Consider the following 15911-nt stretch of genomic DNA (forward strand, 5'->3'; position numbering starts at 1 on the left):
ACTTTATGTTATAAAAAATCAGCTTGATCATCATTACAAAACATGGGATATTCTGCCAAAGCGTTAGCAGTCATTTACAGTGACTGACTAAAATCGTAAGCGTTCACGTTAGCCAACGCATCTATTCCAGTATTTTTTTAATAATGGAGGTGGATGCATGTGTCTATACGGTATCCCCTCCATGGAGTACCAAATGACACAGACTGATCATCCTATTATCTTGACCAAATCTTCTTCTTTAGAAAGTGAAAATAAAACACTCTACCCTCTGGTCATTGCACTTTTCCTTGCTTATCTTACGATATCTGCTCCTCTCGCGGTAATTCCTCTATACGTACATGACAGTTTAAATCTAAACAATTTTTGGGTCGGTATTGCAGTAGGCACTCAGTTTGTAGCGACAGTTTTAACACGCCCCTATGCTGGACGTATTGCCGATCAAATCAGTGCTAAACGTGCAACCTTACAAGGAATGGCGTCTCTACTTATTGCTGGACTGATTTATCTCATTGCTTTTTTTCACCCGTGACGATCACAATCAAATTTATGATTTTGCTGCTTGGTCGTCTGGTTCATGGTTATGCTGAAAGCTTATTGGTGAGTGGACATCTGACCTGGGGACTCGGCCTAGTGGGACAGCCACGTGCAGGTAAACTTCTTTCATTTACGGGCATGGCGATGTTTGGTGCTTTGGCTGCTGGTGCACCATTGGGGCTCTGGTTATATGACAGCTTTGGATTTTACGCGGTTGCATTGTTGATCATCAGTTTACCTTTAATCTCTTTGTTTATTGATGTATTTATTCGCGCTACTGTTCCACATAGTGGCATTTATCCCCCATTAAAACAGGTCATTCAATACGTTTGGCGTTTTGGTCTGGTACTAGCCTTACAAGGTGTAGGCTTTGCTTGTATTGGAACATTTGTCGCCCTCTATTTCAAACAACAGCAATGGGCGTATGCAGGCTACGCATTGACCTTTTTTGGGCTGGCTTTTGTGGCTGTACGTATTTTTTGTGGGCATTTAACCGATAAAGTTTCAGGGTTTAAACTCGTCAAATATTCATTGATTGTTGAAGCCATTGGTCTGTTTTTATTATTTATATCACCTCGTGTGGAAATTGCATTATTGGGTGCAATCGTCACAGGCGCTGGATGTTCTTTAATTTATCCAGCACTCGGTGTAGAACTGATTAAAGGCGCGCCAGCTCAAATTCGTGGCACTGCAATGGGGGTATTTTCCGCATGTCAAGATATTGCCTATGCGATTTATGCGCCTATATTTGGTTTAGTTGCACTTTATCTGGGATACCCATCTGTATTTATTGCGGCTGCGCTTTGCGCGCTGTTAGGGGGCATAGTCAATATTTTTACCCGAAAGTTTGCGCAACAAACACAAATCAAACACTAAACTTTGGGCACTATGTGCCCAATAATTTTAGATGGTCATCTGCCTATTTTATCAAAACTGGTTCAATTTCCAATGACCATTATTATTTCGAGTTCCCAATATTTTGAGTACCAGTACCAAACTCAACAACAATAATAAATACCACGAACCGAGTTTCCCCCAGCCCACCATATGCCAGGCTTTGACCTGACTAGGATACAGCCAGATTCTATAAAAGGTACTGATATTCTCTGCAATCCAGATGATAAACGCCAAAACCAAAAGTACGGGCAACATCGGTAATTGATATATTTTCCCCGATAAATAAAAATTTAATCGAGTTTTCCAAAAAATAATTGCACTCCAGATAAATAACACATAACGCAGATCTGGGATAAAAAATTTGCTCATAAAATTTAGGTATGAACACAATGCTAATGCCAGCATATTGCCAAACCGGGGTAAAGCCTCAAATGACATTTGATATAAACGTAACGAACGGGCAAAAAAACTCCCTACCGCCGAATACATAAATCCAGCAAAAAGCGGGACAGTCCAGAGTTTAAAGATTGCAGGTTGTGGATATTGCCAGGATGCAATCGCGGGATGCGTTAAAAAGATTTCCATTATCATGGCCATGATATGAAATAACGCAATGACTTTAGCTTCCGCCCAAGATTCAAGCTTGAGATAAAGCAGACACGCCTGAATGATTAAGGCATAAAATAGCAAATAATCATAGCGATAAAACCCATGATAGTCATGACCACCCATTGGTGCGGTAAACATAAATGCCAATAGTAAAAGAATACCAAACAAGGCAGCCGAAGCGGCCTTAAAACAAAAATGAAAACTTAAACTCAGGATGTACACAAAAACTTTATCCCAAGTATTTGGCGCTATATTCATGTACGGTATCAACAAAAATTTTCGGTTGAGTTGGATCAACCCACTGAGTAATACCATGCCCTAAATTGGCCACATACCCTGTGGTTTCACCATTAGCATATGCATCGTCCAGCATAGCTTTGACGGACTTTTCAATAGATGATGCAGAACCATACAAAACCGCAGGATCCAGATTACCCTGTACGGCAGCACGACCAGCAATGCTTTGACGCGCCACATTCAACGGAGTTGTCCAGTCCAGTCCAAACGCATCTGCGCCTGTCGCGATCATCGGTTCTAGCCATTGACCACCGCCTTTAGTAAATAAAATCACTGGAATACGGCGACCATCCTTTTCACGCTGTAAACCAGCCACAATTTTTTGCATATAATTGAGTGAAAATTCAATATATTCACGATGTGCTAAAGCCCCACCCCAACTGTCAAAAATCTGGATGGCTTGAGCACCTGCATCAATTTGTGCATTCAAATAGTCAATGACCGCCACAGCAAGTCGATCCAGCAAGGCATGCAAAACTTCTGGCTGCGCATAAAGCATGTGTTTGGTATGACGAAAGTCTTTGCTAGAACCACCTTCAATCATATACGTTGCCAATGTCCAAGGACTTCCTGAAAATCCAATTAAGGGAACTTGACCACCCAAAGCCGAACGAATAGTCGAAACAGCATTCATGACATAATCCAGATCAGATTTGGCATTAAAGTTAGGTAAATTTAAAACATCTTGTTCATTGCGAATCGTTTTTTTAAACTTTGGCCCTTCACCTGCTTCAAAATAAAGCCCTAAACCAAGAGCATCTGGCACTGTCAGAATATCTGAAAATAAAATAGCTGCATCTAAGTCATAGCGACGTAAAGGTTGTAAAGTCACTTCACAGGCAAAGTCAGTATTTTTACATAAAGATAAAAAGTCACCTGCTTTGCCGCGCGTTTCACGATATTCTGGTAAATAACGACCTGCTTGTCGCATCATCCATACAGGTGTGGTATCCACAGGTTCACGCAATAAAGCACGTAGAAAACGATCATTTTTTAAGGTCGTCATTTACTTTCTCTATCTCAATTTTTATTGCATGCATCATAACAAAAAGGTTTGCTATTTAATAACTTCTAAGTGGGATAAAATGCAGATCGAGTAAGATAAAAATGGATAACTACACAAAAGAACTACTGCATCACGATGTATTTTCTGTAATACTTGCCAAGTTTTCTGTCCTAACTATATGAATAATTCTTAAGGTTGAATTACATGTTTGTTCGCTCTTTGCTCGCTTTGAGTCTAACCTGTATTATGACTGGCACAGCGTTTGCTGCACCTACGGCCGAGCAACCGTTAAATCCAAAAGTGATTCGCACTCAATCCGTTCAAGATCCGATTGATCCACTTGCCATTGAACATAAGCCTCTTTCACAAAGTTCATCGTCTGCATCTAGTCCTGTATCTACACCGGATGCAAATGTTGCTGCTGCATCTAGTCCTGCGAGTTCAGATCAAGCACAAGTCAGTGCCCAGGAAGAACACGACCTGAATCAGGCATCTGCCACATTGCAAAATCTTGAAAGCAGCGAGACTAAAAATGCAGATACAGGTATCGCGCCTACTTCTGCTCAGAAAGCAGCAGCGACTACTACTGCAAGCAAAAATCAGGCTGGTAAAGCATCATGGACACTTGATGGTTTAAATAATGCAGACTGGTATGAAAATATCGGACGTGGTCAGTTCCCTGTGTATGCACGTGCGCAAGTGATGCTTAATAATACTCATGCTTCTCCAGGTGCAATTGATGGCACCAGTGGGATGAATACGCTAAAAGCTCTTTCCTCTTTTCAGCAAATGAATGGTTTGAAACCAACAGGTGAATTGACTAAAGAGACGTGGGATGCCTTAGTCGCAAAGCAGAATAAGCCAGCTTACGTGGAATACACCGTGACCGAAGACGATTTAAAAGGTCCTTACGCCGCATCTATTCCACATGATTATGCCTTACAAGCCAAGATGAAAGGTTTGTACTATGTTCGCGTTACAGAGATGTTGGGTGAAAAATTCCATATGGATGAAGACTTTTTGAAAAAGTTAAATCCTAAAGCAACCTTTAAAAAAGCTGGTGAAAAGATCATTGTTGCCAATGTGCGTAATGACCTACCAGAAGATATTCATTTGATTATTGCCCATAAAGGTGCGCGTCAGTTATATCTATTTAATAGTCGCAACCAAATGATTGCTTCATTCCCTGCAACTATTGGTAGTAGCGATACCCCATCTCCAGCTGGAACTTATAAAGTTGTTGGTGTTGCTCGTAACCCTTGGTATAGCTACTCTCCAAGTAATTTTGTACAAGGCAACAACCTGAAACCACTTTCACTACCACCAGGTCCCAATGCGCCTGTAGGGAATATCTGGATTGGTTTAAGCAAGAAATCATTTGGTATTCACGGTACTCCAAACCCTTCTGCTATTTCTAAAACAGCATCACATGGTTGTATTCGTTTAACTAACTGGGATGCCAATGATTTGGGTAATAAAGTACGCAGTGGCGTAACTGTTAAATTCCTTGAATAAAATCAATTCAATACTTTAAAAGCCTGTAATTATATGCAGGCTTTTTTTATATTTTCTTTTTATAGTTATCAATTATTCTGATGCTTTTTATTGTTCTATTATTTTTAATAATAACAATAAAATATTAAAATCATTTCAAAAATAGAACAATTTGTTCTAATCCTGGTATTTTTACTTTCATACGAGATTGCTACTATGTGTTCATGAAATAAAACACAAGAATTTAGGAGTTGCAGAATGAATGCTTATTTACATCGCAGCGAAAACCGTGGTCATGTGAAAGCAGGCTGGTTAGATACTTATCATAGTTTTTCATTTGGTAGTTGGTATGACCCGAAATACATGGGTTTTGGTCCACTACGTGTGATTAACGATGATACTGTTGCCGCACATAATGGTTTTGGCACGCATCCGCATGACAATATGGAAATCCTGACTTATGTAACCAATGGTCGACTCACTCACCGTGATAGCATGGGTAATGAAAAACATATTAATGCGGGTGAATGGCAGTTAATGAGTGCTGGTACAGGCATTACACATAGTGAAATCAATAATGGGGATGAACCTGTTCATCTATTCCAAATTTGGATTCACCCAAATGTGCGTGATGCTGAACCAACTTATCAACAAATTAACCTTGATCCGCACCAAGCGCCCAATGAATGGCATTTGATTGTTGGACCTAATGATAATGCTCCTATGTTTATTCGCCAAAATGCGGAAGTTAAAGCTGCTGTATTGGAAGCGGGTAAAACACTGGAAATCGAGGCAACCTTGAAACACAATTATGTACATGTGGTGAAAGGTCAAATTATGATTGAAAATCAAATTGTTAAAGCAGGAGATGCTTTATTGTTTGATGAGAAAACAACGATTAATGCCCTTGAAGATAGTGAAATGATCTGGTTTGATTTGCCTGCATAATGTTATTAAAAAACGCATTGTTTCGTCAGAAGCAGTGCGTTTTTTTATTGAATATATAATTTATTTGATCATAAATTATTTTATATTCATTAAATAATTTAATCCTAAAATGGCAACTCTGTACAATCAAAATTTTAAAAATAAATCTCCCGATATATATTCTACCTTGAACTGCCAGAAGCGATTAATGTAACGTTAACAGCATTTCTAAATGACGTATGCCGTCATGAACGGTGTAGATCGATCAACTAGACTTATCAAAATTTTCTAAATGACGTATGCCGTCATGAACAAAACCACTGGAGATGGTAAGCCTCTCCAGTTTTTCTAAATGACGTATGCCATCATGAACACGGAATCGCATAAAGTGCATGTTCCTGAAAATTTCTAAATGACGTATGCCGTCATGAACAACACTTACCCGCATAATATGCAGCATTTGTATTTCTAAATGACGTATGCCGTCATGAACTCGTAGAAGCTCAAATCGTACTAACCGATGATTTTCTAAATGACGTATGCCGTCATGAACCGATAGCCGTAGCTTCGGTATAACTTAATGGCTTTCTAAATGACGTATGCCGTCATGAACACGGTGATAACCAAGCTGAATGCCCGAAATGTTTTCTAAATGACGTATGCCGTCATGAACATTAAGCAGCCTTTACTTGTTTTTCTTCTAACTTTTCTAAATGACGTATGCCGTCATGAACCTAATGATGTTCTTGGATTATTAGCTTTGTCATTTCTAAATGACGTATGCCGTCATGAACGAGATCCTTCAGCAAACTTGCGTGTTTACATTTTTCTAAATGACGTATGCCGTCATGAACCAATATCAAGACCATTAATGTTTGAGTATATTTTTCTAAATGACGTATGCCGTCATGAACAACACCTGTTTATTTGGTCTAAATACTGAAATTTTCTAAATGACGTATGCCGTCATGAACCACATCTGCAGGAATTGATTATGACCTGACGTTTTCTAAATGACGTATGCCGTCATGAACTGACTTTGCAAGCCATGCCAGTAAATGAAGTATTTCTAAATGACGTATGCCGTCATGAACGCTAAATAATGTGGCTCTACCCTTTTATTATTTTTCTAAATGACGTATGCCGTCATGAACAAAGCACAACTGTTCTACTCGTGAACCAATTTTTTCTAAATGACGTATGCCGTCATGAACTGCCGAATACATCCTTGCAATACTTTTCAAAATTTCTAAATGACGTATGCCGTCATGAACAAAGTTGAATCACCTATTGCCACTTACAAAGTTTTCTAAATGACGTATGCCGTCATGAACCTAAATCGGGTCGTACTGTTTTATCAAGTTTATTTCTAAATGACGTATGCCGTCATGAACCAAGTTCCTCATCTGAAACAGGAACATATTTATTTCTAAATGACGTATGCCGTCATGAACAGTTAATAATGTCGAAAATTAGATTAATAACATTTCTAAATGACGTATGCCGTCATGAACGTGTAGTCGTAAATCCAGTAATGAACAAAGGTTTTCTAAATGACGTATGCCGTCATGAACTTTGGAACCATGGAAAGAAATGTTGAAAAAGTATTTCTAAATGACGTATGCCGTCATGAACCATTGATCAGCGCTCGTTTAGCATCAGTTAGTTTTCTAAATGACGTATGCCGTCATGAACAAACAAGCAAGGGCCGTTGCGCGTAAAAATGTTTTCTAAATGACGTATGCCGTCATGAACACCTATACCCTGTGAACACAAATCACCTAAAATTTCTAAATGACGTATGCCGTCATGAACAAATCCATTGCTGAATCGGTTGGCTCTGGAAATTTCTAAATGACGTATGCCGTCATGAACTCGCAGACTACGAGGCGGTTGAAGCGGCAAAGTTTCTAAATGACGTATGCCGTCATGAACTCCCTGACGATGGTTGCACACGAACTCAGAATTTTCTAAATGACGTATGCCGTCATGAACCCGATAAACGCTGATTATTTCACGTTGTTTTCTTTCTAAATGACGTATGCCGTCATGAACAAGGGGGCTTTATGCCAGAACCAACAACATCATTTCTAAATGACGTATGCCGTCATGAACATTGTAGAACGTTGATTGGATAACCAACGTCATTTCTAAATGACGTATGCCGTCATGAACTAACTAATTCTTGCTCAAGAGCATCCATTCTATTTCTAAATGACGTATGCCGTCATGAACGTACTCAAAATGGCTCAATTATTTGTCCTTCTTTTCTAAATGACGTATGCCGTCATGAACAAGCATGACCGAGCATAATTTCACAGACGTGTTTTCTAAATGACGTATGCCGTCATGAACTAGAAAACGAGCGCGTATATGAAGCAGCGCAATTTCTAAATGACGTATGCCGTCATGAACCGATAATGGTGCTAGTTTTAGAGTTATTGGCATTTCTAAATGACGTATGCCGTCATGAACCTACAACTTCTTGAGGAAACTTTTTATCATCTTTTCTAAATGACGTATGCCGTCATGAACTTGGATGTGACAGACAGACTGACACGCATACTTTTCTAAATGACGTATGCCGTCATGAACCTGGATCTCGCCGCTGCAGCTGAACTGCAGTTTTTCTAAATGACGTATGCCGTCATGAACCTACCTTAGCAGTAACCAAAAAAACTCAGTCATTTCTAAATGACGTATGCCGTCATGAACATAATAATACTTTGAGCGGAGTTATCCAAAACTTTCTAAATGACGTATGCCGTCATGAACGTGAGCGTTTTTACAACCTTAAACATATCGATTTTCTAAATGACGTATGCCGTCATGAACGGAGGACGACCACCCATTTGAAAACCGCCTAATTTCTAAATGACGTATGCCGTCATGAACATGTTGGCCAACCCGATGGTATTGGCGATCACTTTCTAAATGACGTATGCCGTCATGAACAAAGTATTGACTTTGCGTGTAAATCCATTTCTTTTCTAAATGACGTATGCCGTCATGAACAAGCAATCACTACTTGCTGGGTTGAATTAGAATTTCTAAATGACGTATGCCGTCATGAACTTTGTCATGATTTAAGACATACGTTTGCAAGTTTTTCTAAATGACGTATGCCGTCATGAACAATTACCGTTCAAAGAAAGAATTTCTCCAAATTTTCTAAATGACGTATGCCGTCATGAACTTGGGGAACATTTTCACTTACATCGTCCGTATTTTCTAAATGACGTATGCCGTCATGAACTGCCAAAGTCTTTTTGTACTTGCTCAAAGTCATTTCTAAATGACGTATGCCGTCATGAACTAGCTGCTGACGTAGCGAAAGTTTTGGCCAGATTTCTAAATGACGTATGCCGTCATGAACGAAATTATCGCATCATTGACAAAAAACCCTGCTTTCTAAATGACGTATGCCGTCATGAACTCTCTTCAGGCTTAGATTGAGCATCATAATCATTTCTAAATGACGTATGCCGTCATGAACTTCCATTCATTTTGGAACAGCCACTAAAAACATTTCTAAATGACGTATGCCGTCATGAACTCTATGCAACTTACACACTAATCCGTGAACACTTTCTAAATGACGTATGCCGTCATGAACATAGTTTTTATTGTAATGTGACATTGTTTCATTTTCTAAATGACGTATGCCGTCATGAACGCGACATTCTGTACGCTTATACGCACGGATGATTTCTAAATGACGTATGCCGTCATGAACTAAGAAAATTCTCAATAAGTGGAATGGATGATTTTCTAAATGACGTATGCCGTCATGAACTTAACGAGGTTGTTCTCTCTTTTACAGCAATATTTCTAAATGACGTATGCCGTCATGAACTATCTGTGTAATCGCTTGGCAAAGATTCATACTTTCTAAATGACGTATGCCGTCATGAACTCTCTAATGACTGTTGAGAACTCATTTGAAGTTTTCTAAATGACGTATGCCGTCATGAACGGAAGCCTGCTGAAATTTTTTCAATTGCATAATTTCTAAATGACGTATGCCGTCATGAACTTTTCTTTTATTAAAGATGGTTGCGACTCGGTTTTCTAAATGACGTATGCCGTCATGAACGTTACATCAATACCAGTAGCAGCATTCGCATTTTTCTAAATGACGTATGCCGTCATGAACTTGAACATGCATCATCAATTGAAGAATCTGGATTTCTAAATGACGTATGCCGTCATGAACTAAAAATGTGCATTAAAGCACTAAAACGCTAATTTCTAAATGACGTATGCCGTCATGAACAGTCTGGTAAAAATATTATGTGTACTTTCACGTTTCTAAATGACGTATGCCGTCATGAACGATATACAAAAAAAGATTAGCTATGAAGTGACTTTCTAAATGACGTATGCCGTCATGAACAATTCAATCGACTACAGAAAAGCCGTTTGACTTTTCTAAATGACGTATGCCGTCATGAACAAGTTTCAGCAGGCTTCGCCTTTTTTTCTTGTTTTCTAAATGACGTATGCCGTCATGAACGGGAACAGGATTTATTTGCTAAAGACAATAAATTTCTAAATGACGTATGCCGTCATGAACTTGAATAACGTTTATCGGGTAACCAACATCTGTTTCTAAATGACGTATGCCGTCATGAACAGCCCAGTCAGGAGAGACGATTGCACCCTCAATTTCTAAATGACGTATGCCGTCATGAACAGGAATTAAGACAAGATGGATCGGATTGTCTATTTCTAAATGACGTATGCCGTCATGAACTGCTATTTCTTTCGCTAAACTTATTAAGCACATTTCTAAATGACGTATGCCGTCATGAACGTTTCTCTTATTTTCTATTTGTTTTTTAATATTTTCTAAATGACGTATGCCGTCATGAACTGTCAGTTTTGGACGTTTAGCAGACGTGATAATTTCTAAATGACGTATGCCGTCATGAACAAGGAATCGCATAAAGTGCATGTTCCTGAAATTTTCTAAATGACGTATGCCGTCATGAACGTCAGTAGATAAATACGCAATGCAGCTTGTTTTTTCTAAATGACGTATGCCGTCATGAACAGACGACATTCAACAGGTTTAATGCCTTTATTTTTCTAAATGACGTATGCCGTCATGAACGTGTTTGCACACCCACCGAATGAACTTGGTCATTTCTAAATGACGTATGCCGTCATGAACCAGATCAAGCAATTTGAACCCGATTTTGCTGATTTCTAAATGACGTATGCCGTCATGAACGGATCGTGAGCACAAGTATGGCCGCGAAATGTTTTCTAAATGACGTATGCCGTCATGAACTTCTCTAGGCCGCCTTTCAATATCCAGTTTGCTTTCTAAATGACGTATGCCGTCATGAACCCAAGACGTGTAACACTGATCTCGCCATTTAATTTTCTAAATGACGTATGCCGTCATGAACTTATGCAAACCATTAATAAGTGGATTTCATTTTTTCTAAATGACGTATGCCGTCATGAACATAAACCTGTAAAATAAGAATCTCCTTTTATTTTTCTAAATGACGTATGCCGTCATGAACAGTATTTTTCTTGTCCTGAGCCGATTGCATACTTTCTAAATGACGTATGCCGTCATGAACAAATCGGAAGCGTTTTGAATGCGGACCAATAATTTCTAAATGACGTATGCCGTCATGAACAAACACTTGATGAGGAATTTCCTCTGCTCGTTTTTCTAAATGACGTATGCCGTCATGAACAATATTTAGTGAGAGGGTTATCGCCCTTTCACTTTCTAAATGACGTATGCCGTCATGAACAGTAATAATAAAGCAAAAAAACAAGTTACAACAGGCGTTTATCTTAGATTCAGGCAATTTACCCAATCAAAAAACGACCTACTGTAACTTATTGATTTTATTAAACTGTTAAAGAGTAGAAAAAATATTGGGTTAAAACTCTGGAACTGCTGCCATTCGGCTTAATCCATATGTTCCAAATTTTCCAGCTTTTGCTTCATCAGCAAAAGATTTACCAATGTATAACCTATAAAATCGATCTATATTTTCCTCTCGTTTAGCACTGAGACTTTTTAAACTCACATAAGGCTCAGTCACAGGCTGATCAACATATTCCTTAAAATGTTGTTTTGCTTCACTTAAAGAAATATTACGGCGTCGTGCTTGATGAGCAATTCGTGTATCTAAATCCATTTTCGGATTCACACGGTAATAATATGCATAACTTTTAATATCTTTTGGAACTTCACTTAGTCTTTTAATATGCACATAATCAACCAATCGTTCTAGCCAGCTCTCTAGATTCAATTGCTGTAACTCGTTTTCTGTATTGGCAAAAATACGGATTTTATTACCCAAAAAACCTGTTTGTTTTTGCTGATTAATACGATACTGTGGAAAAGATACACCAAAAGGTATCTTTTCCTGAGCGTCAATATGTTCAACAAAAGCAATATGTAATTGGGTATAAACTTTTGACCAAAGAAAATACGCAGAAGTATCTTCATCAGGTAAAAGTGTAAGCTCAATATAATATTGCATTATTTATCACTCTCACCAAAGACACCGCCACGTACTAATACAGACATTACATAATGCTGCTGCTCAATTTCAGGCACTTTACCTGCATTCACCCAGCCATCAAACAAGCTATAGAAATCTTTCCCTTCTTTTGGCTGACGATACGCTTTCCCTTCCGAAGTCACTGAACCATAGGGTTCAACCGCAATCGGCTTGGTTGCATCTGGATACCATGTATCGATAGTGCGTAGTGCATTACCAATTTTTTGTGAGTGGATTCCTGCATCTTTATCTTTAATTTTGTAAAGCGTTTTACTTTTTTTGCCTTTGGTATTCCCTGTATCCAAAATTAACTCTTGAGAGGGATACACCTCTTGTCCCTCTCCTAAACGGGCAAAACCTGTAACATGCAATAATACATGCTCATCACCAGTTAAGCCTGACTGAATCCAGCTAGAAAGTTGCGCTAACGATTGTTCTTGTTCTGAATGGACTTTAGCCTCATTTAAACGATTAGCCAGAGCATCAAAATTTAATTTTGTACTTGGCTTGCCATCAACAATACGTTCAACGGTCACAGTAACATTTTCTGCACCGATACGGTTTCGCCATAAGAAACGTCCATTTGCCAGATTTACAGCATAACGCCCAGCAAGCTCCTTAAACTGTGATTCAGTTTTATACCCTGAAGTTACTGCTTCAAGGCGCTCTGCAAAGCTTTCATCATTACAGGCAGAGGGTTGTCCCACATTCGGTAAAACACGTAAGGTAAATGTAACAGCAACGGTATCTTTACCTTGTGGTAATGCTGCAATATCAACTGTTTGTAAGTTTGCTTTTTCGACTGCTGCATTAATATAGGCAGGATCAATTTCTTTGGCATTTTTAGGGCGATTTGAAATTGTGCCTCGTACTGATTTCTCCTGAATTTGAATTGTCGCTGTACCTGCACCTTGTTGAATATCATTCCAATTCACTGCGGTCATACGTCCATCCGATGGGTCTAAATGACGGTTAAATGATAATACTGATGCAGTTTTAATTTTTGCTGCTGGAGCTTTAGCCATGATTAATCTTCCTGTTCTTCTAAGTCGGGTTCATCAAACTCAAATGATTGTTCTTCTAAGTCATTTGACAATAATTGGATGTTTAATTTTGGTGAAAATGGTTGAATTAGCTCGTATACACCCACTTTAGGCTCAGGGTTATACGTCCATAAAATTTCGGTTAAGTCATTAATTCGATGAGGACTTTGCCATTCCCCCAAACTCAATAAAGTTTCAACAAAAGTTGCAGGATATTTGTGATCTCGTAAGCCGGAAATGACACCTTTTTCTTGCAAGTCTATTAAAGCCGCATAACCGATTGGAATCGGCACTAACCATCCTTTTAAATGCTCAGGACGAGGACGTACCTGCCAAACTCCTTTAGGCTCTTCTTCAGAACCTGATTGCGCTTGTTCTGTACTCGCAAGATTCAGGCGACTAATATCCAGTAAAGTATCTAAGACATTAGGTTCATGTCCTTGAGTATCAAAATAAGTTTCTTGTTGGCCTAACCATTTTTGATGGGTAAGCAATACTTCATGTCGGTGCAATAATGCAAAACCTGGCAATAACCAATGACGCAACTTTTTAGTTTTAGCTACAGCATCAGACAGTGACCAATTCATCAATTTAGGTTTTACTCGTCGATGAGGAAAAACTGCTCCACCAGCCAAACGCATACCATAAATGAATTGATTGATCTGCTTTATCAGGTTTTGGGTTAACAGATTTAACTCATTATCATTGGCAGATAAATGTTGCTCTACATCCTCACCACTTAAACCAATGACTAATGTCACCTCAAAATGCCCTTTTCCCTCTTCTACCATCGCAGGTGTTGAACCATCTGACTCTAATGGATGTCGAGCAAGATTAAGTTGATAGGGCGAATATCGATAATCACTGCTTTTTGTGACTTGGGGTGTAAATTGATGACACAGAATCCCAACACCACAACACTCAATATCCCGATATTGTTCAATCGTATTTAGTTTACGTTGTAGTGCATGGGCAAACCCTGTAAATGCACTGGGTGCAGGAAAACCCCACGTCAAATGGCTACTAATAATCGAGGCATTTTCAACTTGTAAACGTACCAGATATAATGCTTTCGGATAGGAGTAACTCATTTAGGCAAACTCCTCTTTCATCAGTCGCAACTTATCCCGTAATGCAATTGACCATACTCGAGCTTCATGATCATCTAGATCTGCTAACTTACCTTTAGTGGTTAAAATTTTATTTAGCCACCCTCCAAAGTTAGAACCAACCTCGGTATGCCAATCTCGATCACGATAAGCCTCTAACCACTCTTTTTCTTCATCTGTCAACGTGTCCAAATCTTCTTTATCAAAAAGTTCCTCTCGATAACCACGATCTAACCAAAAACTTTCTGCTTGACTAAATTGACGACTTGGTTGAAGTGTCCAACCTGAATTTGCACTTTGTTGCAGCTCAAAGCTCATATCAATGACACAATCCACAAGCTGATCGACTAATTCATCTCGCCTATGGCGAAACTCGACATTATTTTGACCATATTCATATCGATACATATGAATGATAGACTTTAAAATCGGTTTTACATCTTTACGATTGCTTAAATAGCCTGTAAATACCGAACCAGATTTTGGTAACTCCACTATCAGCCCTTGCCAAACAGGTGGTAATGATGGCAATAACCACATTGAACCACGCCGATCGCTATTCAGTTGTGAAATATTCTGGGGCTTACTCCCTCCGTAATTTTGAACCAATAAGTTTGGATATTCTCGACTTTCCTGTGTCTGATGCAAACCCTTAAAGCGAGCTTCACGTAAAACCTTATTTTGCTCTCCAAAACGATCATGTGAAATTTGCTGATAAACGCGATGTACCAACGCACTTGGATATAAAATTACCAAGATATGATAGTTATCCTGATTCACAGGAAAATAAACCTGTTTGGAAAGTCGACCTGCATTTAATTCCGATGGAATTCTACTAAATGCCAAAAATCGTTGATAACGAATTTCTGCCTGTTCAACATTATTTGAAAGTGCAGCAATAAAGTCTTGATCCGCTTTTAATAAACGTTCAAGCAATGAAATTCCGTTAAACTTTTGACGTAATAGCTTAAATACATCCAGAACAGCAGCATTCCCAATCACATCAGCTTCAAGTTGAAGTCCTTGCGAACCAACGAAATCATGGGTTTTGTTCTGTCCTGCATAAAACATTGCCGACGCTTTCGAACTTGGGTGATGCTGTTTAGGAGTATGTGTTGCAAGTCGAATTTGACTCACCCGTAAACTGGCATCGTCTAACCACGTTTCAGATTGATATTTTTCAAATAGCTTTTCACGTTCAGTAAAGTCATCTTGTTTTAGCTTCTCCAACTTTTCATTTAAACGGCTTTGAATGTATTGCTCAATCACGGCTCGAATGGTTGGTGGTGAAGAATTTTCACTCGCGTCTATTTCGGGTATCATTTGTACTCTCATTATAATTTTAAACCTATTTAATTGTAAATCTAATTTAAATTTTATATTCTTCAATTTAACAGCTTTATTTTGCTTCAACAAGCAAAATTGATTAAAGTTCATAAGCTATTGCATCAATAGT

10 protein-coding genes, 1 pseudogene and 1 CRISPR repeat array are annotated in these 15911 nt (G+C 38.7%); of the genes and pseudogenes, 5 read left to right on the forward strand and 6 right to left on the reverse strand.

From position 1 onward, the window contains the following. Positions 1–193 precede the first annotated feature (193 nt). Together IAE20_RS16870 and IAE20_RS11240 are read left to right on the forward strand one after the other, a co-directional pair. Complete coding sequence (locus IAE20_RS16870) at positions 194–529, forward strand: MFS transporter (protein ID WP_265092583.1); 336 nt, start codon at positions 194–196, stop codon at positions 527–529. Positions 530–546: 17 nt separating this feature from the next. Further along, a complete protein-coding gene (locus IAE20_RS11240) occupies positions 547–1410 on the forward strand; it encodes an arabinose transporter (RefSeq protein WP_265092584.1) in 864 nt (287 codons plus the stop codon). 51 nt (positions 1411–1461) lie between these two features. Here IAE20_RS11240 and IAE20_RS11245 read toward each other — a convergent pair whose 3' ends face one another. Together IAE20_RS11245 and hemE are read right to left on the reverse strand one after the other, a co-directional pair. Continuing rightward, positions 1462–2298 (reverse strand): DUF817 family protein, encoded by an 837-nt coding sequence (locus tag IAE20_RS11245; RefSeq protein ID WP_227610934.1) that lies wholly within the window; start codon positions 2296–2298, stop codon positions 1462–1464. Then, entirely contained in the window at positions 2270–3343 is a 1074-nt protein-coding gene (hemE, locus tag IAE20_RS11250) for a uroporphyrinogen decarboxylase (protein WP_200482063.1), read from the reverse strand. The genes IAE20_RS11245 and hemE overlap by 29 nt, the downstream gene beginning before the upstream one ends. A 130-nt stretch (positions 3344–3473) precedes the next feature. On the opposite strand from hemE, the pseudogene IAE20_RS16940 reads away from it, so the two are divergent. The 3 genes and pseudogenes from IAE20_RS16940 to IAE20_RS11265 form a co-directional block, all read left to right on the forward strand. Beyond that, positions 3474–3536, forward strand: a pseudogene (locus IAE20_RS16940) (4Fe-4S binding protein); the annotation flags it as partial. Positions 3537–3547: 11 nt separating this feature from the next. After that, positions 3548–4858, forward strand: a complete 1311-nt coding sequence (locus IAE20_RS11260) for a L,D-transpeptidase family protein (protein WP_200482064.1) — start codon at positions 3548–3550, stop codon at positions 4856–4858. 237 nt (positions 4859–5095) lie between these two features. Next, positions 5096–5785: a pirin family protein gene (locus IAE20_RS11265; RefSeq protein WP_200460848.1), complete on the forward strand. Its 690-nt coding sequence runs from the start codon at positions 5096–5098 to the stop codon at positions 5783–5785. A gap of 204 nt (positions 5786–5989) precedes the next feature. After that, a CRISPR array of direct repeats spans positions 5990–11541; the repeat unit is 28 nt; unit sequence TTTCTAAATGACGTATGCCGTCATGAAC. A 132-nt stretch (positions 11542–11673) separates the two neighbouring features. On the opposite strand, the gene cas6f is transcribed toward IAE20_RS11265, so the two are convergent. The 4 genes from cas6f to csy1 are packed head-to-tail and all read right to left on the reverse strand — an operon-like array spanning position 11674 to position 15778. Further along, complete coding sequence (cas6f, locus tag IAE20_RS11270; protein ID WP_200460849.1) at positions 11674–12282, reverse strand: type I-F CRISPR-associated endoribonuclease Cas6/Csy4; 609 nt, start codon at positions 12280–12282, stop codon at positions 11674–11676. Continuing rightward, entirely contained in the window at positions 12282–13328 is a 1047-nt protein-coding gene (gene csy3, locus IAE20_RS11275) for a type I-F CRISPR-associated protein Csy3 (protein WP_200482065.1), read from the reverse strand. The genes cas6f and csy3 overlap by 1 nt, the downstream gene beginning before the upstream one ends. Positions 13329–13330: 2 nt before the next feature. Continuing rightward, positions 13331–14437: a type I-F CRISPR-associated protein Csy2 gene (gene csy2, locus IAE20_RS11280; protein WP_200482066.1), complete on the reverse strand. Its 1107-nt coding sequence runs from the start codon at positions 14435–14437 to the stop codon at positions 13331–13333. Then, the gene (gene csy1, locus IAE20_RS11285; RefSeq protein WP_200460852.1) at positions 14438–15778 is read right to left on the reverse strand and encodes a type I-F CRISPR-associated protein Csy1; all 1341 of its coding nucleotides are present in this window, start codon (positions 15776–15778) and stop codon (positions 14438–14440) included. It abuts the gene before it with no gap. Between the last annotated feature and the right edge of the window lie 133 nt (positions 15779–15911).

Origin of the sequence: Acinetobacter sp. S54 (genome assembly GCF_016624945.1) — a bacterium.
In the GTDB taxonomy this organism is placed as follows: Bacteria; Pseudomonadota; Gammaproteobacteria; order Pseudomonadales; family Moraxellaceae; genus Acinetobacter.